21 protein-coding genes and 1 tRNA gene are annotated in these 22,906 nt (G+C 71.7%); 16 read left to right on the top strand and 6 right to left on the bottom strand.

Annotated features, from left to right (window positions below):
- Positions 1–40: 40 nt before the first annotated feature.
- The 6 genes from ACFY1L_RS48315 (at position 41) to ACFY1L_RS48290 (ending at position 6,850) form a co-directional block, all read left to right on the top strand.
- A complete protein-coding gene (locus ACFY1L_RS48315) occupies positions 41–934 on the top strand; it encodes an FAD binding domain-containing protein (protein ID WP_388840711.1) in 894 nt (297 codons plus the stop codon).
- Complete coding sequence (locus ACFY1L_RS48310; protein ID WP_388840709.1) at positions 931–2,553, top strand: 2Fe-2S iron-sulfur cluster-binding protein; 1,623 nt, start codon at positions 931–933, stop codon at positions 2,551–2,553. The genes ACFY1L_RS48315 and ACFY1L_RS48310 overlap by 4 nt, the downstream gene beginning before the upstream one ends.
- Positions 2,550–4,859, top strand: a complete 2,310-nt coding sequence (locus ACFY1L_RS48305) for a xanthine dehydrogenase family protein molybdopterin-binding subunit (protein WP_388840707.1) — start codon at positions 2,550–2,552, stop codon at positions 4,857–4,859. The genes ACFY1L_RS48310 and ACFY1L_RS48305 overlap by 4 nt, the downstream gene beginning before the upstream one ends.
- Positions 4,856–4,993, top strand: a complete 138-nt coding sequence (locus ACFY1L_RS48300; protein ID WP_388840704.1) for a hypothetical protein — start codon at positions 4,856–4,858, stop codon at positions 4,991–4,993. Before ACFY1L_RS48305 ends, ACFY1L_RS48300 begins: the two co-directional genes overlap by 4 nt.
- Positions 4,990–5,517 carry an AAA family ATPase gene (locus ACFY1L_RS48295; RefSeq protein ID WP_388840702.1) on the top strand — a complete coding sequence of 176 codons (528 nt, stop codon included), beginning with the start codon at positions 4,990–4,992 and terminating at the stop codon, positions 5,515–5,517. Before ACFY1L_RS48300 ends, ACFY1L_RS48295 begins: the two co-directional genes overlap by 4 nt.
- A gap of 172 nt (positions 5,518–5,689) precedes the next feature.
- Positions 5,690–6,850, top strand: a complete 1,161-nt coding sequence (locus ACFY1L_RS48290) for an SUKH-4 family immunity protein (protein WP_388840699.1) — start codon at positions 5,690–5,692, stop codon at positions 6,848–6,850.
- A 70-nt stretch (positions 6,851–6,920) separates the two neighbouring features.
- On the opposite strand, the gene ACFY1L_RS48285 is transcribed toward ACFY1L_RS48290, so the two are convergent.
- Positions 6,921–6,992, bottom strand: a tRNA-Cys gene (locus ACFY1L_RS48285).
- A gap of 263 nt (positions 6,993–7,255) precedes the next feature.
- Between ACFY1L_RS48285 and ACFY1L_RS48280 the strand changes: the two genes are divergently transcribed.
- The 7 genes from ACFY1L_RS48280 to dapE all read left to right on the top strand — a co-directional run bounded on the left by ACFY1L_RS48280 (position 7,256) and on the right by dapE (position 14,864).
- Positions 7,256–8,695: an MFS transporter gene (locus ACFY1L_RS48280; RefSeq protein ID WP_388840696.1), complete on the top strand. Its 1,440-nt coding sequence runs from the start codon at positions 7,256–7,258 to the stop codon at positions 8,693–8,695.
- Between the two features lie 49 nt (positions 8,696–8,744).
- Entirely contained in the window at positions 8,745–8,945 is a 201-nt protein-coding gene (locus ACFY1L_RS48275) for a hypothetical protein (RefSeq protein WP_388840693.1), read from the top strand.
- Entirely contained in the window at positions 8,942–9,316 is a 375-nt protein-coding gene (locus ACFY1L_RS48270; RefSeq protein WP_388840691.1) for a type II toxin-antitoxin system death-on-curing family toxin, read from the top strand. The genes ACFY1L_RS48275 and ACFY1L_RS48270 overlap by 4 nt, the downstream gene beginning before the upstream one ends.
- A 119-nt stretch (positions 9,317–9,435) precedes the next feature.
- Positions 9,436–11,238 carry a DEAD/DEAH box helicase gene (locus ACFY1L_RS48265; RefSeq protein WP_388840688.1) on the top strand — a complete coding sequence of 601 codons (1,803 nt, stop codon included), beginning with the start codon at positions 9,436–9,438 and terminating at the stop codon, positions 11,236–11,238.
- 300 nt (positions 11,239–11,538) lie between these two features.
- Complete coding sequence (locus tag ACFY1L_RS48260; protein ID WP_361271144.1) at positions 11,539–12,180, top strand: helix-turn-helix domain-containing protein; 642 nt, start codon at positions 11,539–11,541, stop codon at positions 12,178–12,180.
- A 162-nt stretch (positions 12,181–12,342) separates the two neighbouring features.
- Positions 12,343–13,809, top strand: coding sequence for an amino acid permease (locus tag ACFY1L_RS48255; protein WP_388840685.1), 1,467 nt, complete (start codon positions 12,343–12,345; stop codon positions 13,807–13,809).
- Positions 13,806–14,864 carry a succinyl-diaminopimelate desuccinylase gene (gene dapE, locus ACFY1L_RS48250; RefSeq protein ID WP_388840682.1) on the top strand — a complete coding sequence of 353 codons (1,059 nt, stop codon included), beginning with the start codon at positions 13,806–13,808 and terminating at the stop codon, positions 14,862–14,864. The genes ACFY1L_RS48255 and dapE overlap by 4 nt, the downstream gene beginning before the upstream one ends.
- Here the strand turns inward: dapE and ACFY1L_RS48245 are convergent.
- Positions 14,842–16,389 carry a PucR family transcriptional regulator gene (locus ACFY1L_RS48245; protein WP_388840679.1) on the bottom strand — a complete coding sequence of 516 codons (1,548 nt, stop codon included), beginning with the start codon at positions 16,387–16,389 and terminating at the stop codon, positions 14,842–14,844. The genes dapE and ACFY1L_RS48245 overlap by 23 nt on opposite strands.
- 104 nt (positions 16,390–16,493) lie before the next feature.
- Here ACFY1L_RS48245 and ACFY1L_RS48240 point away from each other — a divergent pair, with 104 nt between their 5' ends.
- Genes ACFY1L_RS48240 through ACFY1L_RS48230 form a run of 3 tightly spaced genes read left to right on the top strand, consistent with a single transcriptional unit; the run spans position 16,494 to position 19,216 of the window.
- The gene (locus ACFY1L_RS48240; protein WP_388840676.1) at positions 16,494–17,276 is read left to right on the top strand and encodes a chorismate synthase; all 783 of its coding nucleotides are present in this window, start codon (positions 16,494–16,496) and stop codon (positions 17,274–17,276) included.
- On the top strand, positions 17,273–18,382 hold the full coding sequence (menC, locus tag ACFY1L_RS48235; protein ID WP_388840673.1) for an o-succinylbenzoate synthase: 1,110 nt from the start codon (positions 17,273–17,275) through the stop codon (positions 18,380–18,382). Before ACFY1L_RS48240 ends, menC begins: the two co-directional genes overlap by 4 nt.
- A gap of 42 nt (positions 18,383–18,424) precedes the next feature.
- Positions 18,425–19,216 (top strand): PDZ domain-containing protein, encoded by a 792-nt coding sequence (locus ACFY1L_RS48230; protein ID WP_388840670.1) that lies wholly within the window; start codon positions 18,425–18,427, stop codon positions 19,214–19,216.
- A 12-nt stretch (positions 19,217–19,228) separates the two neighbouring features.
- On the opposite strand, the gene ACFY1L_RS48225 is transcribed toward ACFY1L_RS48230, so the two are convergent.
- From ACFY1L_RS48225 to ACFY1L_RS48210, 4 genes are read right to left on the bottom strand one after another with little or no spacing between them, the layout of a single operon-like run.
- Complete coding sequence (locus ACFY1L_RS48225) at positions 19,229–20,194, bottom strand: glycine betaine ABC transporter substrate-binding protein (RefSeq protein ID WP_388840667.1); 966 nt, start codon at positions 20,192–20,194, stop codon at positions 19,229–19,231.
- Positions 20,191–21,009: an ABC transporter permease gene (locus ACFY1L_RS48220; protein WP_388840664.1), complete on the bottom strand. Its 819-nt coding sequence runs from the start codon at positions 21,007–21,009 to the stop codon at positions 20,191–20,193. Before ACFY1L_RS48220 ends, ACFY1L_RS48225 begins: the two co-directional genes overlap by 4 nt.
- The gene (locus tag ACFY1L_RS48215; protein ID WP_388840661.1) at positions 21,006–22,244 is read right to left on the bottom strand and encodes an ABC transporter ATP-binding protein; all 1,239 of its coding nucleotides are present in this window, start codon (positions 22,242–22,244) and stop codon (positions 21,006–21,008) included. Before ACFY1L_RS48215 ends, ACFY1L_RS48220 begins: the two co-directional genes overlap by 4 nt.
- Positions 22,237–22,884: an ABC transporter permease gene (locus ACFY1L_RS48210; protein ID WP_388840658.1), complete on the bottom strand. Its 648-nt coding sequence runs from the start codon at positions 22,882–22,884 to the stop codon at positions 22,237–22,239. The genes ACFY1L_RS48215 and ACFY1L_RS48210 overlap by 8 nt, the downstream gene beginning before the upstream one ends.
- Positions 22,885–22,906 lie beyond the last annotated feature (22 nt).

Below are 22,906 nucleotides of genomic sequence, written 5' to 3'. Positions count from 1 at the left end.
CAGGCGGGACCAGGTGGGGCAGCGGGAAGGGGCAGCCGGTTTGACCACGCACGCACCGCAGGCGGCGCAGGCCGTCACGCTGCCCACGACGCTGGACGAGGCCGTGGCGGCGCTCACCGCCACGCCCGCCGCCGTGCCGGTGGCAGGTGGCACCGACCTCATGGCCGCCGTCAACTCCGGGCAGCTCAGGCCCGCCGCACTGGTCGGTCTCGGCAGGATCAGCGAGATCCGTGGCTGGCAGTACCAGGACGGGCACGCGCTGCTCGGCGCCGGGCTCACGCACGCACGCATGGGCCGCCCCGACTTCGCGGCCCTCATCCCGGCGCTCGCCGCCGCCGCGCGCGCCGCGGGCCCGCCGCAGATCCGCAACGCGGGCACCCTGGGCGGCAACATCGCCTCGGCCGCCCCCACGGGGGACGCGCTGCCGGTGCTGGCCGCCCTGGAGGCGACACTGATCATCGCGGGCCCGGGCGGAGCCCGCCGGGAGATCCCGGTGTCGCACCTGCTGGCCTCCGTGGAGATGCTGCGGGGCGGCGAACTCATCGGGTTCGTGCGCGTGCCGCTGCTGCACGCGCCGCAGGTCTTCCTGAAGGCCACGGGCCGGACCGGCCCGGGCCGTGCGGTGGCCTCCGTGGCCCTGGTCCTCGACCCCGCCCGGCGCGGGGTCAGGTGCGCCGTCGGTGCCATAGCGCCGATGCCGCTGAGGCCGCTGGACGCCGAGCAGTGGGTCGCCCGGCTCATCGACTGGGACAACGGCCGCGCGATCGTCCCGGAGGCGCTGACCGCCTTCGGGGAGTACGTCGCAGCCGCCTGCATCCCCGACCCGGTCCCCGAGGCCGACGGCTCCGTACCGCAGCTTCCGCCCGCCGTTCTGCACCTGCGGCGCACCGTCGCCGCACTGGCCCGACGAGCACTGGGGAGGGCGCTGTCGTGACCGACGACCAGCACGGAGAGGGCACGCCCCAGGGCGGCGGCCGCTGGGACCCGCTGCCCCAGGGCGACTACGACGACGGCGCGACCGCCTTCGTGAAACTCCCCGAAGGGGGCATCGACGCCCTCCTGGCCTCCGACAGTCCGCTCGCCGCGCCCGGCCACGGCTATGTGCCGCCGCAGATAACGGTCAATCCCGCCACGGGCGAGGGAACCGACCCGGCGTCGACCGGCAGCTGGGCGGTGCCCGCCGACGGCGCCCAGTGGCCGGACCCGAACGCCGTGCCGCAGGACAACGGCGGCGACCGGTTCACGTACAACCCCGCGTCCACGCAGCAGTGGAACTTCGGGGAGACGGCGGCCACGGAGTCCGTACCCGCGCCCGGTCACGACGTGACCGGACAGTGGTCGATTCCGGTCGCCGGAGGTGACCTTCCGGACGAATCGGGCGAGTTCACCACTTCGTCCCTGGTCCAGCAGTGGGGCGGAACGCCTCCGGCGACCCTTCCGGGAGGCGCGCCCGCCCCGTGGGCCGCGGAGCCGGCGGGGCAGCCGTGGGGCGAGTCGCAGACCGAGGAGCCGACGTCACCCGGGGACGCTTCCGGGTACGAGGGCGAGCCGCCGACGGAACCCGCCCCCGTGTACGAGCAGGCCCCGGCGCACACCGCCGACCGGCCCGCCCCCTTCTCGGAAGCGCCCGCAGAATCCGTCCCGGCCGCCTCACGGCCCCCTCGTGGGCCCGGTGAGGTCGCCGAGGCGCCCGAGGGTGCCGACGGGGTCGTAGAGGCGCCTGAGGGGCCCGTGGAGGCGCTCGCGGAGCCCGCGGTGGACGCAGGGTCGGACGGCTCCGGTCCAACCACCTCTGAAGCGCCCGATGTTTCGGACGATTCGGACGTTTCGCTCGGCGCGGAGCCCTCCGAGGGCTCGGACACGGCCGACGCCGACGACGAGCGTCCCCCGCTTCCGGGCGAGGAACACCCCCTCGCCTCCTTCGTCCTGCGCGTCAACGGCGCGGACCGCCCCGTCTCCGACGCCTGGATCGGCGAGTCGCTGCTCTACGTGCTGCGCGAGCGGCTCGGTCTCGCGGGCGCCAAGGACGGCTGCTCGCAGGGCGAGTGCGGTGCCTGCAACGTCCAGGTCGACGGGCGGCTCGTCGCCTCCTGCCTGGTGCCGGCCGTGACCGCCGCGGGCAGCGAGGTCCGTACGGTCGAAGGTCTGGCCGTCGACGGGCAGCCGTCGGACGTGCAGCGCGCCCTCGCGAGGTGCGGCGCGGTGCAGTGCGGCTTCTGCGTGCCCGGCATGGCGATGACCGTGCACGACCTCCTGGAGGGCAACCCGGCGCCGACCGAGCTGGAGACCCGCCAGGCCCTGTGCGGCAACCTCTGCCGCTGCTCCGGCTACCGGGGTGTCGTGGAGGCCGTACAGGAAGTCGTCGCCGAGCGCGAGTCGCACTCCGCGGGCGACGGTTCCGAACAGGACGGCGACGAGGCACGTATCCCTCACCAGGCGGGCCCGGGGGCCGGCGGAGTCAACCCGTCGGCGTTCGAGGCACCCGGGGCCATGAACCCGGGGCCCACGGGACCGCATGACCAGGCGTACGGCCAGGACGGAGGCCAGGCGTGAGCAACGAAGCCGCCACCGCGACCACCGCCGCGGAGGCAGCACCCGCCCCCGAGTCACTGCCGCACGGCCTCGGCGCCTCTCTGCCGGCCGCCGACTCCCGCGCCAAGACCGAGGGCACGTTCCCGTACGCGGCCGACCTGTGGGCCGAGGGCCTGCTGTGGGCCGCAGTCCTGCGCTCCCCGCACCCGCACGCGCGCATTGTGTCGATCGACACATCCCACGCGCGTGAGATGCCGGGCGTACGGGCCGTCGTCACGCACGAGGACGTGCCGGGCACCGCCCGTTACGGCCGCGGCACCGCCGACCGTCCCGTGTTCGCCTCCGAGGTCGTGCGCCACCACGGCGAGCCCATCGCCGCCGTCGCCGCCGACCACCCCGACACCGCGCGCATGGCCGCCGCGGCGATCATGGTCGAGTACGAAGTACTCGACCCGGTGACCGACCCGGAGCAGGCCTTCGAGGCCGAACCGCTGCACCCCGACGGCAACTTGATCCGGCACATCCCGCTGCGTCACGGCGACCCGGACGCGGTCGGCGACATCGTCGTCGAGGGCCAGTACCGCATCGGCCGTCAGGACCCGGCCCCCATCGGCGCCGAGGCCGGCCTCGCCGTGCCCCGCCCCGACGGCGGTGTCGAGCTCTACCTGGCCTCCACCGACCCGCACACGGACCGCGACACGGCGGCCGCCTGCTACGGCCTCGAGCCCGAGCGCGTCAAGGTCGTCGTCACCGGCGTCCCCGGCGCCACGGCCGACCGCGAGGACCAGGGCTTCCAACTGCCGCTCGGCCTGCTGGCGTTGAAGACCGGCTGCCCGGTCAAGCTCACCGCAACGCGCGAAGAGTCCTTCCTGGGCCACACCCACCGGCACCCCACGTTGTTGCGCTACCGCCACCACGCCGACGCCGAGGGCAAGTTGGTGAAGGTCGAGGCGCAGATCCTGCTCGACGCGGGCGCGTACGCCGAGACGTCCTCGGAGGCCCTGGCCGCCGCCGTGGCGTTCGCCTGCGGCCCGTACGTCGTCCCGAACGCCTTCATCGAGGGCTGGGCCGTACGCACCAACAACCCGCCCTCCGGCCATGTGCGCGGCGAGGGCGCGATGCAGGTCTGCGCCGCGTACGAGGCGCAGATGGACAAGCTCGCGAAGAAGCTGGGCATCGACCCGGCGGAACTACGCCTGCGCAATGCGATGGCCACCGGGGACGTACTCCCGACGGGACAGACGGTGACGTGCCCGGCGCCGGTCGCCGAACTCCTGCAGGCCGTACAGGACTTCCCGCTGCCCGCGCTCCCCAAGGACACGCCCGAGGACGAGTGGCTGCTGCCCGGCGGTCCCGAGGGCGCGGGCGAACCGGGCGCGGTGCGCCGGGGCGTGGGCTACGGCCTGGGCATGGTGCACATGCTCGGCGCCGAGGGCGCCGACGAGGTCTCCACGGCGACCGTGAAGGTCCAGGACGGCGTGGCGACGGTCCTGTGCGCGGCCGTGGAGACCGGCCAGGGCTTCACCACGCTGGCCCGCCAGATCGTCCAGGAGACGCTCGGCATCGAAGAGGTGCACGTCGCGCCCGTCGACACCGACCAGCCTCCGGCCGGCGCGGGCTGCCGCGGCCGCCACACGTGGGTGTCGGGCGGTGCGGTGGAGCGCGCGGCCAAGATGGTCCGCACGCAGCTCCTGCAGCCCCTCGCGCACAAGTTCGGCATGTCGACCGAACTGCTCCAGATCACCGACGGCAAGATCACCTCGTACGACGGAGTCCTGTCGACCACCGTCACCGAGGCGATGGACGGCAAGGAACTGTGGGCGACGGCGCAGTGCCGCCCGCACCCGACCGAGCCGCTCGGCGAGCACGGGCAGGGCGACGCCTTCGTGGGCATGGCCTTCTGCGCGATCCGCGCGGTCGTCGACGTGGACATCGAGCTCGGTTCGGTACGGGTCGTGGAGCTTGCGCTCGCCCAGGACGTCGGCCGGGTGCTCAACCCGACCCAGCTGGCCGCCCGTATCGAGGCGGGCGTCACCCAGGGCGTGGGCATCGCGCTGACGGAGAACCTGCGCACCGCGCGCGGGTTGATCCGCCACCCGGACCTGACGGGTTACGCCCTGCCGACGGCCCTGGACGCGCCCGACATCCGCATCGTCAAGCTCGTCGAGGAGCGCGACGTGGTCGCCCCCTTCGGCGCGAAGGCGGTCAGCGCGGTGCCGGTGGTGACGTCCCCGGCGGCCATCGCCTCCGCCGTACGGGCCGCCACGGGACGCCCCGTGAACCGGCTGCCGATAAGGCCGCAGGCCGCGGTGGTCACGGACCGGTGAGCGTGCAGCAGAGCGGCCCCGAGGACCAGCCGCGGTACGAACAGCCGCCCGGCATCGGCAAGTTGCTGGTGTGGGTGCTGGTGTTCATGGTGGCGGCGCTGGCGGTCGTGCTGGGCGGCGTGTACTTCACGTGAGGGGCGTCGTCGTCATCACCGGTGTGATGGCGTCCGGCAAGTCGACGGTGGCGCAGGCACTGGCGGAGGGGCTGCCGCGTGCTGCACACGTGCGTGGGGACGTCTTCCGGCGGATGATCGTGTCCGGGCGGGAGGAGTACGTCCCCGGGGGCGACGGCGAGGGCGAGGCCCAACTCCGGCTGCGGTACCGGCTGTCGGCGGCGACGGCGGACGCGTACGCGCAGGCCGGGTTCACGGCGGTCGTGCAGGACGTGGTGCTGGGGGAGGACCTGGCGTCGTACGTCGGACTGGTCCGCACCCGACCTCTGTACGTCGTTGTGCTGGCGCCGAGCCCCGAGGCAGTGGCGGCGCGGGAGGCCGGGCGGGCGAAGACGGGGTACGGGGCCTGGTCGGTGGCGGACCTGGACGGGGCGCTGCGGGCGTCGACACCGCGCCTCGGACTGTGGCTGGACAGCTCGGAACTGACCGTGGGGGAGACGGTGGAGGCGATTCTCGCGGGACGGGAACGGGCGAGAGTGCGCTGAGCGTCTACTGATCAGGGGCCGTTGTCAGTGGCGAGGCGTAGTGTTCTGGGCAGTGGGGAACGGCTGCCGAGTCGTAGGGCGGCGACCGTGCCTTGGGGCTGCGTCCGCTTCGTGCGGCCGGCCGGGCGGTCCCCGCGCGGGGACTTGCGAGCGGGAACATCCGGGGGAAGCAATGAGCACGACCGACGTCGCCACCGTGGCGATCACCTTCACCGAGGGTCAACTCGATCCGTACGTGACGCATGCGCCGACCCGGCGCCGGCTGACCGGGCCCGGACTGCCGGGCGACAGCGGCCTGTTGACGTTCGCCGCACTGCGCACCGGCGGGCTGCACACGCTGGCGCAGTCCACGGACGGTGGCCCCGACCTGGCGGAGGGGCTGCGGGACCGGCTGCTGATAGGGGAGTTGTCGGCCCCGGCGGGCATGGTGGCGGAGTCGCTCCTCCTGGACGGCGGCACCGGCGAGATCAGCACGGCGTATCTGTTCGAGCTGATGGAAGACCGCCCCCTCGCGCCCTCCCTGGAGGCGCTGGTGCGGTTCGCCGGGGTCATCGAGGAACTGGCGGACCTGCGGGGGCAGTTCGCGTCCTTCGCGGGCCGCCACGGCGCCAAGGCGGCGGCCGAGGCGTCGCGGCAGCTCCTGGCGCTGTTCGAGGAGGGCACGGACGGGGAGATCCCGCCGTACTGGAAGGCGGCCGCCCTGATCCGCCCCCTGTCCCTCGCCACCGGTCCCGGCACGGCGGGTGGCCTCACTCTGGACGTCCCGGCCCGTCTGCTGGACGAGGAGTTCGGCCTCGGGCGCGTGGTCCGCTTCGAGGACGTCGACTTCCCGGCCACGCTCACCCACGAGCCGACCCGCCGCTTCCTGCGCGAGACGGGCCTGCCGGAGGACACGGTCCTCTTCCACCTGGACACGGAGGTCCCGCTCCAGACCCTCTCCGAGTACGCGGCGGACGACCGCCCCGGCACGGCCTCCCCCTTCGAACTCCCCTCCCGGGCCGACCACTTGATACGCCTCGGCCACCTGGTCGAGGACAACAGCCTGGTGGTGGACGGCGCGACGGGCGAGGTCCTGAACTGGAGCGAGCCCGAGGCGAAGCTGTACCCGCTGAACACGGACGTCTCCACCCTCGCCTTCACCCTCTGGCTGCACCACCGCGAGCGGACGATCGACGAGGCCCTGTCCCACGAACTCACCACCCGGGCCTACGACCAACTGGCCGCGACGATGCTCCAGGTCCTCTCGTCGGTCGACCCGACGGCCACCACGACCACCGCCGACTGGCACTACTGGACCCAGGCGTTCCAGGACGAGGCGGGCGGGGTGCTCTGAGACGGACGACGAAGAGGGCGGCACCCCAGGAGGGATGCCGCCCTTACGTTTTGCCTGGTCAGGCAGGCAGAGGCCGTGGCGGGAATTGAACCCACGTACCTCGCTTTGCAGGCGAGTCCCTAAGCCACTCGGGCACACGGCCGGGTCGGGGTGGAGTGTTGGGCTCCGTTCCGAACTCGGTGGAATGACCGTACGGCGGGGTGGGGGAGGGGCTCAAGGGAACCGCGGGGGCTGCAATGGGACTGCCACACGGCGTTCATGAAAGAGGGTGCGGGGACTGCAACGGGGCTGGCCGCGTGGCCTTCAGGGAACGGGAGTGGGACGTGCGGTGTACGACCAAGGTCTCGGGGGGATGGCGACTTCGGACAGGGGTCAAACCCCGCTGTGGACCTTACTCTGGCGGGCATGACCGTCCTTGAGCCCCGCGATGCCGTAGTTGCGCATGAGACCCCAGGCAGTGTTGGCAAGGGCGTGCTCGGGCGGGACTATCGGGCGCTCAGTGTCGGGATCGTGTCCGTTGTGCTGTTGATCGCCTTTGAGGCGACTGCCGTGGGGACCGCGATGCCGGTTGCGGCGCGGGAGTTGGGTGGGGTGTCGTTGTACGCCTTCGCGTTCTCCGGGTACTTCACCACCAGTCTGTTCGGGATGGTTTTCGCCGGGCAGTGGTCGGACCGGAGGGGGCCGCTCGGGGCGTTGACGTCGGGGATCGGGGCGTTCGCCGCCGGGTTGGTGATCGCGGGGACCGCGGCCTCGATGTGGCTGTTCATTCTCGGGCGGGCCGTGCAGGGGCTCGGTGGCGGGCTGGTCATCGTCGCCTTGTACGTCGTCGTGGGGCGGGCCTATCCGGAGCGGTTGCGGCCGGCGATCATGGCGGCGTTCGCGGCGAGTTGGGTCGTGCCGTCGGTGGTCGGGCCGCTCGCGGCGGGTGCGGTGACCGAACATCTCGGGTGGCGGTGGGTGTTCGTCGGGATTCCGGTGCTTGTCGTCTTTCCGCTGGCGCTCGCGCTGCCACAGATACGGCGGCGGGCCTCCGGCCCCGTCGACGGTATTTCCGGGGGCTCCTTCGATCGGCGGCGCATTCGGCTCGCCCTCGGGATCTCGCTGGGTGCCGGACTGCTTCAGTACGCCGCCCAGGACCTGCGGCTCCTCTCCCTGCTGCCCGGCCTCGCGGGCGCCGCCCTGCTCCTGCCGTCCGTGCTCGGGCTGCTCCCGCGCGGCACGTACCGGGCGGCGCGCGGGCTGCCGTCGGTCGTGCTGCTGCGCGGGATCGCGGCGGGGTCGTTCATCTCGGCCGAGTCGTTCATTCCGCTGATGCTGGTGACCCAGCGGGGACTGTCCCCGACGCTGGCCGGGTTCTCGCTGGCGGCCGGTGGCGGGACGTGGGCGCTGGCGTCCTGGGTGCAGTCACGGGCGCGGGTGGAGCCTTACCGGGAACGGCTGATGACGCTGGGGATGTTCCTTGTGGCGGCCGCCATCGTCGCCGCGCCGAGCGTGCTGATCGACTCCGTGCCCGCCTGGACCGTCGCCGTGGCCTGGGCGTTCGGCTGCTTCGGCATGGGCCTGGTGATCTCCTCCACCAGCGTCCTGCTGCTCCACCTCTCCGCACCCGAGGAGGCCGGCACCAACTCCGCCGCCCTCCAGATCTCCGACGGCCTGTCCAACGTGCTGCTGTTGGCGGCGGGCGGTGCGGCCTTCGCGGCCCTCGGCGGCGGCACGGTGTCCCACACCGTCGCCCAGGCTTCCCACACCGGTTCCCACCCCTCCGCCTTCGCCGCCGTGTTCCTGCCGATGGCAGGTGTGGCGCTCATCGGGGCCTGGGTGACCACGCGGCTGCGGGAGCGGTGAGCCGTAAAACGTTCGCCGGTGCAGGGGCGTACCTCCTACGCTCACCGGCATGCCCGAGCTGACCCTTCTTCTGCCGCCCGACCTGAGGCAGGAGCTCGACGACCTCGCGGACGCCACCGGCCGTCTCCCGGAGGACATCGTGCTGGACGCCGTACGACATCGGTTGCGGACCGAGTCGTCGCCGGTGCGTGTCACCGCGGAGTTGCTGGCCCACGCGCATGCCGATCTGCTGAGGAGGCTCGGCGCATGACCCGGCACCTCACCGTCGCGGAGGTCACCTCGATCGCGCGGATCGCCTTCGGCGGGCAGGCCCCCGAGGCCAGGGAGCCCGGGCTGCTCGCCTCGGCCGTGCACCGCCCGCGCGCCCGGATGTTCGGCGAGGCGGCCTACGAGGACCTGTACGAGCAGGCCGCCGCCCTGCTGCACGCCCTCGCGGCCAACCACCCGCTGGTCGACGGCAACAAGCGCACCGCCTGGCTTGCCGCCGCCACCTTCCTCGGCGTCAACGGGGTCGACCTCGAGCACTGCGACCAGGACATCGCGTACGACCTGGTCATCGATGTCGCCTCGGGGGACGTGAGCGACATCCCGGTCATCGCGGGGCGGCTGCGGCAGCTGTGACGTCGATCCCACCCGCCGGTGACCCGGCCTTGTCCGCGCATTGACGGCGCCGGGCCGCCGGTAGGGTGGCCCGGTTGTCATACGTAGCCGAGCCGCCCGACCCCATACCAACGGAGACCGTGACTACCACCGCCGCCAGCTCTGCCTCGCACTCCCACCATCTCTCTCCCGCCTTCCCCGGCCGTGCCCCCTGGGGCACCGCCAGCAAGCTGCGCGCCTGGCAGCAGGGGGCGATGGAGAAGTATGTCCAGGAGCAGCCGCGCGACTTCCTCGCCGTCGCCACGCCCGGCGCCGGCAAGACGACCTTCGCGCTGACGCTCGCCTCCTGGCTGCTGCACCACCACGTCGTGCAGCAGGTGACCGTGGTCGCGCCGACCGAGCACCTGAAGAAGCAGTGGGCGGAAGCGGCGGCACGCATAGGCATCAAGCTCGACCCCGAGTACAGCGCGGGACCGCTCGGCAAGGACTACCAGGGCGTCGCGGTCACCTATGCCGGTGTCGGCGTACGGCCCATGCTGCACCGCAACCGGGTGGAGCAGCGCAAGACGCTCGTCATCCTCGACGAGATCCACCACGCCGGTGACTCGAAGTCCTGGGGCGAGGCCTGCCTCGAGGCCTTCGAGCCGGCCACCCGCCGGCTCGCGCTCACCGGTACGCCCTTCCGGTCCGACACCAACCCCATTCCCTTCGTCACGTACGAGGAAGGCAACGACGGGATCCGGCGGTCCGCGGCCGACTACACCTACGGCTACGGCAACGCGCTCGCCGACCACGTCGTCCGGCCGGTCATCTTCCTGAGCTACAGCGGCAACATGCGTTGGCGCACCAAGGCCGGCGACGAGATCGCGGCCCGACTCGGCGAGCCCATGACCAAGGACGCGATCAGCCAGGCCTGGCGTACGGCGCTCGACCCGCGCGGCGAGTGGATGCCGAGCGTGCTGCGCGCCGCCGACCAGCGGCTGACCGAGGTCAGGAAGGCCATCCCGGACGCCGGCGCCCTGGTCATCGCCTCCGACCAGGACTCGGCGCGGGCCTACGCCAAGCTCATCCGTGAGATCACGGGCAACAAGGCGACCCTCGTGCTGTCCGACGACGCCGGCGCCTCGAAGAGGATCGACGACTTCAGCGAGAGCAACGACAGGTGGATGGTCGCCGTCCGCATGGTGTCCGAGGGCGTCGACGTCCCGCGGCTCGCCGTCGGCGTCTACGCCACCACCATCTCCACGCCCCTCTTCTTCGCGCAGGCAGTCGGCCGCTTCGTGCGGTCCCGGCGGCGCGGCGAGACCGCGTCCGTCTTCCTCCCCACCGTCCCCGACCTCCTCACCTTCGCCAACGAGATGGAGGTCGAGCGCGACCACGCCCTCGACAAGCCGAAGAAGGAGGGCGAGGAGGACCCGTACGCCGAATCCGAGAAGGAGATGGAGGAGGCGAACAAGGAGCAGGACGAGGACACCGGCGAGCAGGAGCAGTTCTCCTTCGAGGCGCTGGAGTCCGAGGCCGTCTTCGACCGGGTGCTCTACGACGGCGCCGAGTTCGGCATGCAGGCCCACCCCGGGAGCGAGGAGGAGCAGGACTACCTCGGCATCCCGGGCCTCCTCGAGCCCGAACAGGTCCAGCTCCTGCTGCAGAAGCGGCAGGCACGGCAGATCGCGCACAGCCGCAAGAAGCCGGACTCGGAGGCCGACCTGCTGGAGCTGCCGGCCGAGCGGCGGCCCGTCGTCTCGCACAAGGAGATGATGGAGCTGCGCAAGCAGCTCAACACCATGGTCAGTGCCTACGTCCACCAGAGCGGCAAGCCGCACGGCGTCATCCACACCGAGCTGCGCCGTACGTGCGGCGGCCCGCCGAGCGCCGAGGCGACGGCCGGGCAGCTGAAGCAGCGGATCGCCAAGGTGCAGGAGTGGGCGACGCGCATGAAGTGACGGCCGTTGCACGCCGCACCTGTTCACGCCGTACGTATCGGGACAAACGGAGGTACTCCCTCCCCGTATGTGCCCGGATTCTGGACGGAGCCTTCCGCTCAGCGAACCCCCTTCGCTACTGTCCCGCTACGCACACGCCCCGTGGCAGCGCCGCCGCGGAGCGCAGCCGTGAAGCGACGCGGCCCGGCACAGGCCGGGTCGCCGGCCGATCGGCGGCCTCTGTTGCGCGTCAACGACGGGACTCGGTGACGCACCGCCGCGCGGAGGTCGCCGACCTCACCACTTGGAGGAGTGGGCGTCGTGACCGCGGAGACCTCTCAGACGCTCGACCGAGGACTGCGTGTCCTCAAGCTGCTGGCCGATACGGACCACGGGCTGACCGTCACCGAGCTTTCCAACAAACTGGGCGTGAACCGGACCGTTGTGTACCGGTTGCTCGCGACACTTGAACAACACGCGCTCGTACGGCGCGACTTGGGCGGTCGTGCCCGGGTCGGGCTGGGCGTGCTGCGGCTGGGTCGGCAGGTGCACCCGCTGGTGCGGGAGGCTGCGCTGCCGGCGCTTCGGTCGTTGGCCGAGGACATAGGGGCGACGGCTCATCTGACGCTGGTGGACGGGGCGGAGGCCCTGGCCGTCGCCGTCGTCGAGCCGACGTGGACGGACTATCACGTGGCGTATCGGGCCGGGTTCAGGCATCCGTTGGATCGGGGGGCTGCGGGCAGGGCGATCCTTTCTGCGCGGGCCAAGCCGGTTACGGAGCCCGGATACACCCTGACCCATGGGGAGTTGGAGGCCGGGGCCAGTGGGGCGGCCGCCCCGTTGCTCGGGGTTACGGGAGTTGAGGGGAGTGTGGGGGTTGTGATGCTGGCTGATGCGGTGCCTGAGAGGGTTGGGCCGCGGGTGGTTGACGCGGCTCGGGAGGTCGCTGAGGCCCTGCGCTAGCGCTCTGCCGTACGGGCGGTTTCAGCGTCAGCCGACAGCCTCGGCTTTAGCCGATCCGCCAAGCCGTCCCCGTCATCTCTGGCCGATTCCCCCACCGCCCCGCGCCCGCCCCTCCGCATCATCAAGGGCCATAACAAGCCCGTAGGCGGAGGGAACGGCACGGTGGACACAGTTGGTACGCGGCCACAGGCCCCACAACAAGCAAGTCCCGTAAGCCGGTTCACCCGGCGGCAGGGTGTCGGCGCGGCCGTCGACGCCGCCGCCGGGAGTCCGCTCAAGCGGACCATGGGGGTTGCCCAGCTCACCCTGCTCAGCGTGGGCGCCACCCTCGGTACCGGGATCTTCGTCGTGCTCGGCGAGGCCGTACCGGAGGCCGGGCCCGCGATCGTCGTGTCGTTCGTGCTGGCCGGGGTGACCGCGCTGTTCTCGGCGCTGTCGTACGCCGAGCTGGCCGGCATGATCCCCGGCTCGGGGTCGTCGTACAGCTATGCCTACGCCACCCTCGGCGAGCTGGTCGCCTGGGTCTGCGGCTGGTGTCTGATCCTGGAGTACGGGGTGTCCGTCGCCGCCGTGGCCGTGGGGTGGGGACAGTACGTCAACGAGCTGCTCGATCTCACCCTCGGCGTGACCCTGCCCGAGTCGCTGAGCGCGCCGCCCGGGCTCGGCGGCACCCTCAACATCCCCGCCGCCCTCATCGTCGTACTCGCGATGGTCGTGCTGTTGCGCGGTGCCCGTGAGAGCGCCGTCGCCAACACGATCATGGTCGCCGTGAAGGTCGCCGCGCTGGTGATGTTCTGCGCGGTCGCGTTCACCGCCTTCCACGCCGGGAACTTCCAGCCGCTGTTCCCGCTCGGCGCCGCCGGGATGAGCGCGGGCGCGGCCTCGCTGTTCTTCTCCTACATCGGGTTCGACGCCGCCTCGACGGCCGGCGAGGAGGCCAAGAACCCCCAGCGCGATCTGCCGCGCGCGATCATCCTCTCCCTCGTCCTCGTCACCGCCCTCTACGTCCTCGTCGCGGTCGCCGCGCTCGGCGCCATGCCGTGGAAGAAGTTCGAGGGGACCGAGGCCACCCTGAGCCAGGTGCTCGTGCAGGCCGTCGGCGGGGGCAGCCTGTGGCCGATCCTGCTGTCCGTCGGTGCCGTCGTCGCCACCACCAGCGTCGTGCTCACCGTGCAGTACGGGCAGATCCGCATCCTCTTCGCCATGGCCCGGGACGGGCTCGTGCCGCCGCTGTTCGCCAAGGTGCACCCGCGCACCGGTGTCCCGCGCGCCAACACCGTCATCGTCTCGTCCTTCATCGCCCTCCTCGCCGCCCTGATCCCGCTGGGCAGCCTCGCCGACGCCACCAGCATCGGCACCCTCTTCGCCTTCATGCTGGTCAACTTGGCGGTCGTACTGCTGCGCCGCCGCAACCCCGAAGCCCCGCGCTCCTTCCGCGTCCCCTTCTCCCCGGTGACCCCGATCCTGGGCGTGGGCTTCTGCGCGTACATGCTGTTCAGCCTCGGCGCCGACACCTGGATCGCGTTCGGCGTCTGGATGGCGGTCGGGCTCGTGATCTACGGGTGCTACGGCGTCCGGCACTCCAAGCTCAACCGGCAGCCCGACGAGCAGCAGGAGACGGCCGCGTGACCGTCGCCCTGGGCCTCGCCTCCGACGTCGTCGCCCTCACCCGCGCCCTCGTCGACATCCCCTCCGAGAGCGGCCACGAAGCCCCGCTCGCGGACGCCGTGGAAGCCGCCCTGCGCGCCTTTCCCCACCTCGCCGTCGACCGCATCGGCAACTCCGTCGTGGCCCGCACCGAGCTCGGCCGCCCCCAACGGGCCCTCCTCGCCGGGCACTTGGACACCGTCCCGGCCGCCGGGAACCTCCCCTCCCGGCTTCAGGACGACCGCGTGCACGGCCTCGGCGCCTGCGACATGAAGGGCGGCGTCGCCGTCGCCCTCCGCCTCGCGGCCACCGTCCCGGCGCCCACCCGCGACCTCACCTACGTCTTCTACGAGTGCGAGGAGGTCGAGGCCGACCGCAACGGCCTGCACCGGATCGCCGCCCACCACCCCGAACTCCTGGCGGCAGACCTCGCGGTCCTCATGGAACCCTCCGACGCGGGCGTCGAGGCCGGCTGTCAGGGCGTCCTCACCGCCGACATCGTCGTCCGCGGCGAACGTGCCCACACCGCCCGCTCCTGGATGGGCGCCAACGCCGCGCACCTCGCCGCCCCCGTCCTCCAGCGGCTCCACGAGCACACGCCCGAGCGCATCGTGATCGACGGGCTGGAGTACCGGGAGGGGCTCAACGCGGTCGCGGTCCGTGCCGGGGTGGCCGGGAACGTCGTACCCGACGAGTGCGTGATCACCGTCAACTCCCGCTTCGCACCCAGCCGTTCGCCCGAGGAGGCGGAGGCGTACGTACGGAAGCTCTTTCCCGAGTACGAGGTCCACGTCACCGAGGTCGTGCCGGGCGCCCTTCCGGGACTGGACCGGCTCGGCGACCTCGTCACCGCCCTCGGCGCCACGCCCCGCCCCAAGCTCGGCTGGACGGACGTGGCCCGCTTCGCCGCTCTCGGCACGCCCGCCCTCAACTACGGCCCCGGAGACCCGACGCTGGCGCACACGGCGGGGGAGTACGTCCCCGTCGAGCACCTGCGCACCTGCGAGGAGCGCCTCAGGCGATGGCTGAGCCCCTGAGCCCGGCCAGCGTCCTCAACTGAAGCCACAGCACCAGCCGTTCGTCGGGATCGTCGAGGTCGATCCCGACGTGCTGCTGTGCCTGCTTCAGGCGGTACCGGCAGGTGTTCGGGTGCACGGCGAGCAGCTTCGCCGCGCCCGCCATGTCGCAGCCCGCGTCGAACCAACTCACCAGCGTGCGCGCGTAGTCGGTGCCGTTGTCCTCGTCGTACGCGAGCACGCGCCGCCACGCCCCGGCACTCAACTCCCGCCGCTCGCCCAGCACTTCCGCGAGCCGCAGCAGCGTCACCCGCGGCCGCACCTCGTCCACCGTCGCCACCGGCAGCTCCGGCCCGAGCACGCGCAGCACCAGCTCGGCGTCCTGACGCGACCCCGCGACCTCCGCCGCCCCATCCACCACCTCGCCCAGCGCCGCCCGCACGGACACCCGCAGCGCCTGCCCGGCCCGCGCCACGATGTCCTCGGCCAGCCGCTTGTGACGCGCCCCGGGGCCCGGAAGGACCGCGTACACCACCCCGTCGACCAGCACACACGCGTGCCGCCCGTAACGCGCCTCGCACTGCAGCCGTACGACGTCCAGCAGGCGCAGGGCGGTCTGCTCGGCGTCCGGCAGGCTCGCGGCGTCGAGCACGAACGCGGCCACCCGTACCTCCGAACCCTGAAGTCCCAGGCGGTCGAAGGCGGTTGACGGATCCGCCGTGCCGTCGAGCAGACGGCGCAGCAGATCGCTGTTCTGGTGGCGGGCCAGCTCCTGCGCCGCCCGGGCCCGCAGCAGGAGCAGCGCCGCCGTGGACGCGCCCTGCGCGAGGGTCTCCTCGGCGTCCGGCGCGAGCGTGCCGTCGTCGACGACCCAGACCGAGCCGAGCGTCTCGCCGCCGGCGCGGACGGCGACCGCGAGGCGGGGCAGGTCGCCGTCCCGGAGCGCGGGCAGCCGTACCGGACCCGCGGCCGCGAACAGCACCCGGTACTGCTCGGTGTTGGCCGGGCTGACCGGCACCTGGAGGCCGAGGATGCCCTGCCGGCGGTCCTCGTCGACCGGCTGGCCGGGGACGGTGGAGTAGGCGAGGATCCGCTGGCGCGGGTCTTCCACGGCCGTCGCACCGCCGGTCGCCGCCGCGACGGCGTCCGCGAGCGCGAACAGGTCGCCGAGGCCGCCGGCCGACGGTGCGGGCCGGGCGCCGATCGCCGAGGACAGCAGCAGGTGCACGTGGTGCCAGGCCGCGTCCTCGTCGACCGACAGCAGCGCGACACCGTGCGCCTCGGCCTCGCCGACGGGGCCGTCCGGACCGCGTACGACGAGCCCGGTCATCCCGGCCTCCGCGGCCACCCGCACCAGCGGCCCGGCCGCCGTCGCCCGCACCCCGACCGCCAGCAGCAGCGCGCCCGGTGCGTGCGGGAGCGGGGCGTGGGCGTCGTACAGCAGCGCCTCGGTGACCGGGGCGGCGAGCCCGGCGGGGGCGGTGTGCAGGCGTACGGACGGGCCGCCGATGACGTCCAGGAGATCGCCGAGGGTGCAGGCGTCCATGGGTTCCTCCTGGAGACTCTGATTGGCCGATCCGGAAACGAACATAGGCATGCATTGTCCGCCCGCACAACGTCAGGTTCGCGCCCGCCGGTGACACTCGACCCATGACTCTCGACCGCCCGCACGGAGTGAGCATCCGCACCGTCCACGACGTGGCGGGCCTCGCGGCCGTCACCGACTACTTCAGCGACGTCTGGCAGACCCCGCGCAGCGCCCCGCCCTACCCGGCCGAGGTGCTGCACAGCCTCGTCCACGCGGGCGGCGCGGTGCACGCCGCGTACGACGGGACGCGGCTGGCCGGGGCGTCCGTCGCCGTGTTCGGGCCCGACCGGGACACGTACTCCCTGGTCGCGGCCGCGGACCAGGGCCTCGGGTACGCCGTGAAGCAGGCCCAGCGCGCCTGGGCCCTCGACCTCGGCGTCCGCACCATGCGCTGGACCTTCGACCCGCTGGTCGGCCGCAACGCCCGCTTCAACCTGGCCAAGCTGGGCGCCGCCGGCACCGAGTACCTCGTCGACTTCTACGGCCCCATGGCGGACGGCGTGAACGACGGCGACGAGAGCGACCGGCTGACGGTGACCTGGGATCTGACGGCGCCGGGACCGTCGTACGAGACCGGCGACCGGGAAGCCGCGCCCGCCACCCACAACGGCCCCGACGGCGAGACGCTGGCTCGCCGCGACCTCGCCGACGACCACGTCTGGTGCCGCGTCCCGGACGACATCGTCAAGCTCCGCGCCGCCGATCCGGTCCTCGCCCTGCGCTGGCGGCACGCCGTCCGCGAGGTGTTCACGGAGGCCTTCGCGCAGGGGTTCACGGCCACGGGGATGTCCCGCGACGGCTGGTACACGCTGACCCGGGACGACCGGAAGGACTCCGCCGTATGAAGCTCGAACGTGTCGAGATCGTCCACGTGGCGATCCCACTCGTCACCCCCTTCCGCACCTCCTTCGGCACGATGACGACCAAGGACACCTTCCTGCTGCACGTCGTCACGGACGGGGCCGAGGGCTGGTCGGAGTTCGCCGCAGATCCCGAGCCGCTGTACTGCTCGGAGTTCGTGGCGGGCGCCGAGATCGTGCTCCGTGACTTCCTGGTGCCGAGGGTGGCCGGGCTCCCCGACCTCACCACCGCCCTCGCGGCCCCCGCCATGGCGAAGATCAAGGGCCACGAGCTGGCGAAGGCGGCCCTGGAGACGGCGCTCCTGGACGCGGAGCTGCGCTCGTACGGCATGCCGCTCGCGGCCTACCTCGGGGCAGTTCGGGACCGCGTGCCCGCGGGCGTCTCGGTCGGCATCAAGGAGTCGGTCCCGGAGCTGCTGGACGACGTCGGGCGGTACCTCGCCGAGGGCTACGTCCGCATCAAGCTGAAGATCGAGCCGGGCTGGGACGTCCAGCCGGTACGGGCGGTGCGCGAGCGCTTCGGGGACGCGCTGCCCCTCCAGGTCGACGCCAACACGGCGTACACGCTCGCGGACGCCGAGCGCCTGCGCCGCCTCGACGACTTCGGTCTGCTGCTGATCGAGGAGCCCCTGGAGGAGAACAACCTCCACGCCCATGCCCGGCTCCAGCGCCGTATCGCCACCCCCGTCTGCCTCGACGAGTCCCTCCACAGCGCCCGTGACACCGCCTCCGCGATCGCCATGGAGGCCTGCCGGGTCGTCAACATCAAGCCCGCCCGGGTCGGCGGCTACCTCGAGGCCCGCCGCATCCACGACGTGGCCCACGCGCACGGCGTCCCGGTCTGGTGCGGCGGCATGCTGGAGACGGGAATCGGCCGCGCCCCGAACCTCGCCCTGGCCGCCCTGCCGGGCTTCACCCTCCCCGGCGACACCTCGGCGTCCTCCCGCTACTTCGCCGAGGACATCACCGAACCCTTCGTCCTCCAGGACGGCCACCTGCCCGTTCCGACCACCCCCGGAATCGGTACCGAACCGCTGCCGGACACGCTCCGGCGCTTCACGAGGGAGCGGCGAGACTTGTACGTGAGCTGACCGGCACCTGGCCGGAAGTCACCGCCACGTTAGATTGATCCCGTGCTCTCTCGCCTCACACGCCCCCAGGCCCTCGCCGTCTGCGCGCTGCCCGTCGTCGCGCTGATCGCCACCGCGGTCCTCGCGCCGCTGCCGTTCTCGCTCGCGCAGCCCGGGATGACGGCGAACGTGCTCGGGGAGAACAAGGGCACCGCGGTGATCACGATCTCCGGGGCGAAGACCCGTGAGACCAGCGGACAGCTGCGGATGACGACGATCGAGGCGACCAACCCGGACACGCACGTCTCGCTCGGCGATGTGCTCTCGGCCTGGTTCGCCACGGACAAGGCCGTCATGCCGCGCGACTCGGTCTATCCGAGCGGGGAGACCACCAAGGAGATCGAGCAGCACAACAGCGAGCAGATGAAGGAGTCCCAGGACGCGGCGACCCAGGCCGCCCTGGACTATCTGCACCTCGGCGACGACAAGGTCAAGGTCACCCTGAAGCTCGCCGACGTCGGCGGCCCCAGCGCCGGACTGCTGTTCACCCTCGGGATCATCGACAAGCTGGACGGGAACGGCAGCGGCGGCGAGCTCACGGGCGGCCGCAACATCGCCGGCACCGGGACCATCGACGCCGACGGGAAGGTCGGCGCGGTGGGCGGCGTGGCGCTCAAGACGCAGGCCGCGCGCAGGGACGGGGCCACCGTCTTCCTGGTGCCCAAGGCGGAGTGCTCCGACGCCAAGTCCGAGCTGCCGAAGGGGCTGCGGCTGATCCCGGTGACCACGCTGAAGGGCGCGGTCAACGCCCTGACCGCCTTGGAGACGGGCAAGGGGTCCGTGCCTGCCTGCTGAACGCCGGGAAGATCAGCCGGACTTCACGAAGCCCTCCTGTTTCATCCAGTCCAGCGCCACCTGGTGCGGGTCCTCGCCGTCCACGTCCACCTTCGCGTTCAGCGTCTGCGCCACGCTGTTGTTCAGCCTTTTCGTGACGGGGTCGAGGACCTCGGCGATCGCCGGCCACTTCTTCAGCGCCTTGGTGTTGATCTCGGGCGCCACGTTGTAGTTGGGGAAGAACTTCTTGTCGTCCTGCATCACCACCAGGTTCATGGACTTGATGCGGCCGTCGGTCGTGAAGACCTCTCCGTAGGTGCAACTGCCCTTCTTCACCTGGGTGTAGATGATCCCGGTGTCCATCTGCGTGATGTTCTTCGCGGGCACGCTCATCCCGTACGCCTTCTCCATGCCCGGCAGCCCGTCCGCGCGGTTGGCGAACTCGCTCTCCACGCAGAGCGTCACCGCCCCGGGATCCTTCTTCGACAGCGCGGCCACGTCCGACAGCGTCTTCGTGCCGTACTTCTTGAAGTTGGCCTGGTTCATCGCCAGTGCGTAGGTGTTGTTGAGGGACGACGGCGGCAGCCAGGTCAGCCCGTTCTCGAGGTCCGCGTCGCGCACTGCCTCCCACTGCTTCTTCGGGTCGGGGATCGGCTCGCTGTTGCCCTGGTACGTGATCCAGGCGGTGCCCGTGTACTCGTACATGCCGTCCGCGTCCCCGTTCTTGACCGCCTCGCGGGCGCCGATGGAGCCCTGGATGCCGGTGCGGTCGAGGACGTCGGCGCCGGCCGCCTGGAAGGCGATGCCCATGATCGCGCCGAGGATGAGCTGCTCGGTGAACTCCTTGGAGGTGACGGTCAGATCGGCGCCCTTGAGGGGCTCGCCCTGCCCGATCGAGCCGGGCTTCACGGCGTCCACCATGGGCGAGCCGCTCTGCAGCCCGCAGCCGGACGCGGCCACCAGGACGCCGGCCAGGAGCAGACACGTTCGCCGTCTCATGTCCCGACCTCCAACCCCCGTGGCCGCAGTAGGAGTTCGGCCAGTGAGGCCAGCCAGTCCACCAGCAGCGCCAGGACGACCGTGAGGATCGAGCCCAGCATCAGCACCGGCATCCGCTGGGTCGTGATGCCGGTCTGGATCAGCACGCCGAGGCCGCCGCCTCCGCCGAACGTCGCCAGGGTCGCCGTGCCGACGTTGAGGACCAGGGCCGTACGGACGCCCGCGAGGATCAGCGGGACGGCGAGCGGCAGCTCCACGCGCGACAGCACGCCCAGCGGGGACATGCCGATGCCGCGGGCCGCCTCCAGCAGCGTCGGGTCGTTGGCCTTCAGGCCGGCGATGGTGTTCGACAGCACCGGCAGGATGGCGTAGATCGTGATGCCGATCAGGGCCGACTTCATGCCGGTGCCGAGCCAGATGACCAGCAGCGCCAGCAGGCCGATCGCCGGGGTCGCCTGGCCCATGTTGGCGATCGTCATCGCCAACGGGGTCGCCTTCCGGAAGGCCTTGCGGGTCAGCAGGATGCCCAGCGGGATCGCGATGATCAGCACGAAGAACGTGGAGATCACGGTCAGTTGGATCTGCTGCCACAGGGCCTTCGACACCTGGCCGTTGGACAGGGCGTTCTCGGAGATCGTGTCCAGGTCGGCCTGCTCGAACCACAGCCAGGTCGCGAGCAGCACGGCGACGAGAACGGAGGGGAGGATCGTCAGCCTCTGCCAGCTGATGCGCTGCTTCGGGGGGCTCGGCGGTGCCGGGGGCGCGGCTTCCTCCTCCTGCTGCTCCTCCTGTTTTGCCGGCTCGAGGACGGTCACGCCTTCTGCCCTCCTACGGCGCCCTCCTGCTCGGCGTGCGTCTGGGCGGACCGCAGCTCCTCCAGCTCGTGCTGGTGCTCCAATGCCTCGAGCCGGTCGGCCTCCAGGAGGTCGTGCACGGAGTTCATCAGCGTCTCCATGTCCACGACGCCGTCGTACTCGCCGCGCCGCCCGGTGACCGCGACCCGGCCCGCGTTGTCGGTGAGCACGGCCTCCAGGGCGTCCCGCAGGGTCGCGTCCCTGGTCACCGTGTCGCTCACCAGCGTCCCGGCCCGCGCCAGCGAGCCCCGGGCACGCATGAGGTCGCCGCGCCTGAGCCACTTGTAGGGCCGGCGGCGCTTGTCGAGCAGCAGGATCTCGTTGGTGCCGCTGCCCCGGAGGCTGTTGAAGATCTCCTGGAGCGGGTCGTCGATGGTCACGGTCGGGTAGTCGTTGATCTCGACGTCCCGTACGCGGGTGAGGTTCAGCCGTTTCAGGGCCGCCCCGGCGCCCACGAAACCGGACACGAAGTCGTCCGCCGGGTTGGTGAGGATCGCCTCCGGGGTGTCGAACTGCGCGATGTGCGAGCGCTCGCGCAGGACCGCGATGCGGTCGCCGAGCTTGATCGCCTCGTCGAAGTCGTGCGTGACGAACACGATCGTCTTGTGCAGCTCGTGCTGCAGCCTGATCAACTCGTCCTGGAGATGGTCGCGGGTGATCGGGTCGACCGCGCCGAACGGCTCGTCCATCAGCAGCACGGGCGGATCGGCGGCCAACGCCCGAGCCACACCGACGCGTTGCTGCTGGCCGCCGGACAGCTGGCGCGGATAGCGGCCGTGGAACTCGCCCGGGTCCAGGCCCACGAGGTCGAGCAGCTCCTCGACCCGGGACTGGATCCGCGCCTTGGGCCAGCCGATCATCTTCGGTACGAGGGAGACGTTCTGGGCGACCGTCATGTGCGGGAAGAGACCGGCCGACTGGATCGCATAGCCCACCTTGCGGCGCAACTTGACCGGATCAATGTCGGTCACGTCCTCACCGTTGATCCGGATACGGCCACCGGTCGGCTCGATCAACCTGTTGATCATCTTGAGCGTCGTCGACTTACCGCATCCGGATGGACCAACAAAGATGACGATCTCGCCCGCCTTGATCTCCATGTTGACGTTGTCGACGGCGGGGGCGTCACTGCCCGGGTAGCGCTTGGTGAGGTTGTCCAGCTCGATGGAAGCACCCGATGTGCTGGAGTCAGGCACGGATCCCCCTCGGAATGGTCAGCCGTCCGATCAGGACGTACGCCGCGTCGAACAGCAGCGCCAGGACGATGATCCCGAGCGTGCCCGCGAGCACCTGGTTGAGCGCGTTCCTGCTGCCCAGCGAGCCGATGCCGCGGAAGATCTCGTTGCCGAGCCCGGGCCCGGAGGCGTACGCGGCGATCGCGGCGATGCCCATCAGCATCTGTGTGGAGATCCGGATCCCGGTCAGGATCGGCGGCCAGGCCAGCGGCAGCTCGACCCGCACCAGCCGCGCCGGCCGGGACATCCCGATGCCGCGCGCCGCGTCCACCAGCGTCGGGTCGACCCCGCGCAGCCCGACGATCGCGTTGCGCACGATCGGCAGCAGCCCGTACAGCGTCAGTGCGATCACGGTGGGCGGCACGCCCAGACCCACGATCGGGATGAGCAGACCGATCATGGCGAGCGACGGCATGGTCAGGATGGTCGAGGTGGTCGTGGTCGCCAGGTTGCCGGCCCACTCGCTCCGGTAGGTGACGACCCCGATCAGCACGCCCAGCACCGTCGCCACCACCATGCACTGGAACACGGCGCTGGCGTGCTGGTAGGCATCCGTGAGCAGCTGCTGGTGCCGGGTGCTCAGGTACTCCCAGAAGCTCACACGCGCTCACCCCCGCCGGTAG

Origin of the sequence: Streptomyces sp. NPDC001663 (assembly GCF_042893105.1) — a bacterium.
Taxonomy (GTDB): Bacteria; Actinomycetota; Actinomycetes; order Streptomycetales; family Streptomycetaceae; genus Streptomyces.
This window is presented reverse-complemented; position numbering and strand designations above follow the sequence as displayed.

What these genes read in the sequence shown, in the direction of transcription:
- ACFY1L_RS48280 (WP_388840696.1), top strand. Translation starts at nt 7,256, where the DNA reads ATGACCGTCCTTGAGCCCCGCGATGCCGTAGTTGCGCATGAGACCCCA.
- ACFY1L_RS48290 (WP_388840699.1), top strand. Translation starts at nt 5,690, where the DNA reads ATGAGCACGACCGACGTCGCCACCGTGGCGATCACCTTCACCGAGGGT.
- ACFY1L_RS48245 (WP_388840679.1), bottom strand. Translation starts at nt 16,389, where the DNA reads ATGGACGCCTGCACCCTCGGCGATCTCCTGGACGTCATCGGCGGCCCG.
- ACFY1L_RS48275 (WP_388840693.1), top strand. Translation starts at nt 8,745, where the DNA reads ATGCCCGAGCTGACCCTTCTTCTGCCGCCCGACCTGAGGCAGGAGCTC.
- ACFY1L_RS48225 (WP_388840667.1), bottom strand. Translation starts at nt 20,194, where the DNA reads ATGAGACGGCGAACGTGTCTGCTCCTGGCCGGCGTCCTGGTGGCCGCG.
- ACFY1L_RS48270 (WP_388840691.1), top strand. Translation starts at nt 8,942, where the DNA reads ATGACCCGGCACCTCACCGTCGCGGAGGTCACCTCGATCGCGCGGATC.
- ACFY1L_RS48240 (WP_388840676.1), top strand. Translation starts at nt 16,494, where the DNA reads ATGACTCTCGACCGCCCGCACGGAGTGAGCATCCGCACCGTCCACGAC.
- menC (WP_388840673.1), top strand. Translation starts at nt 17,273, where the DNA reads ATGAAGCTCGAACGTGTCGAGATCGTCCACGTGGCGATCCCACTCGTC.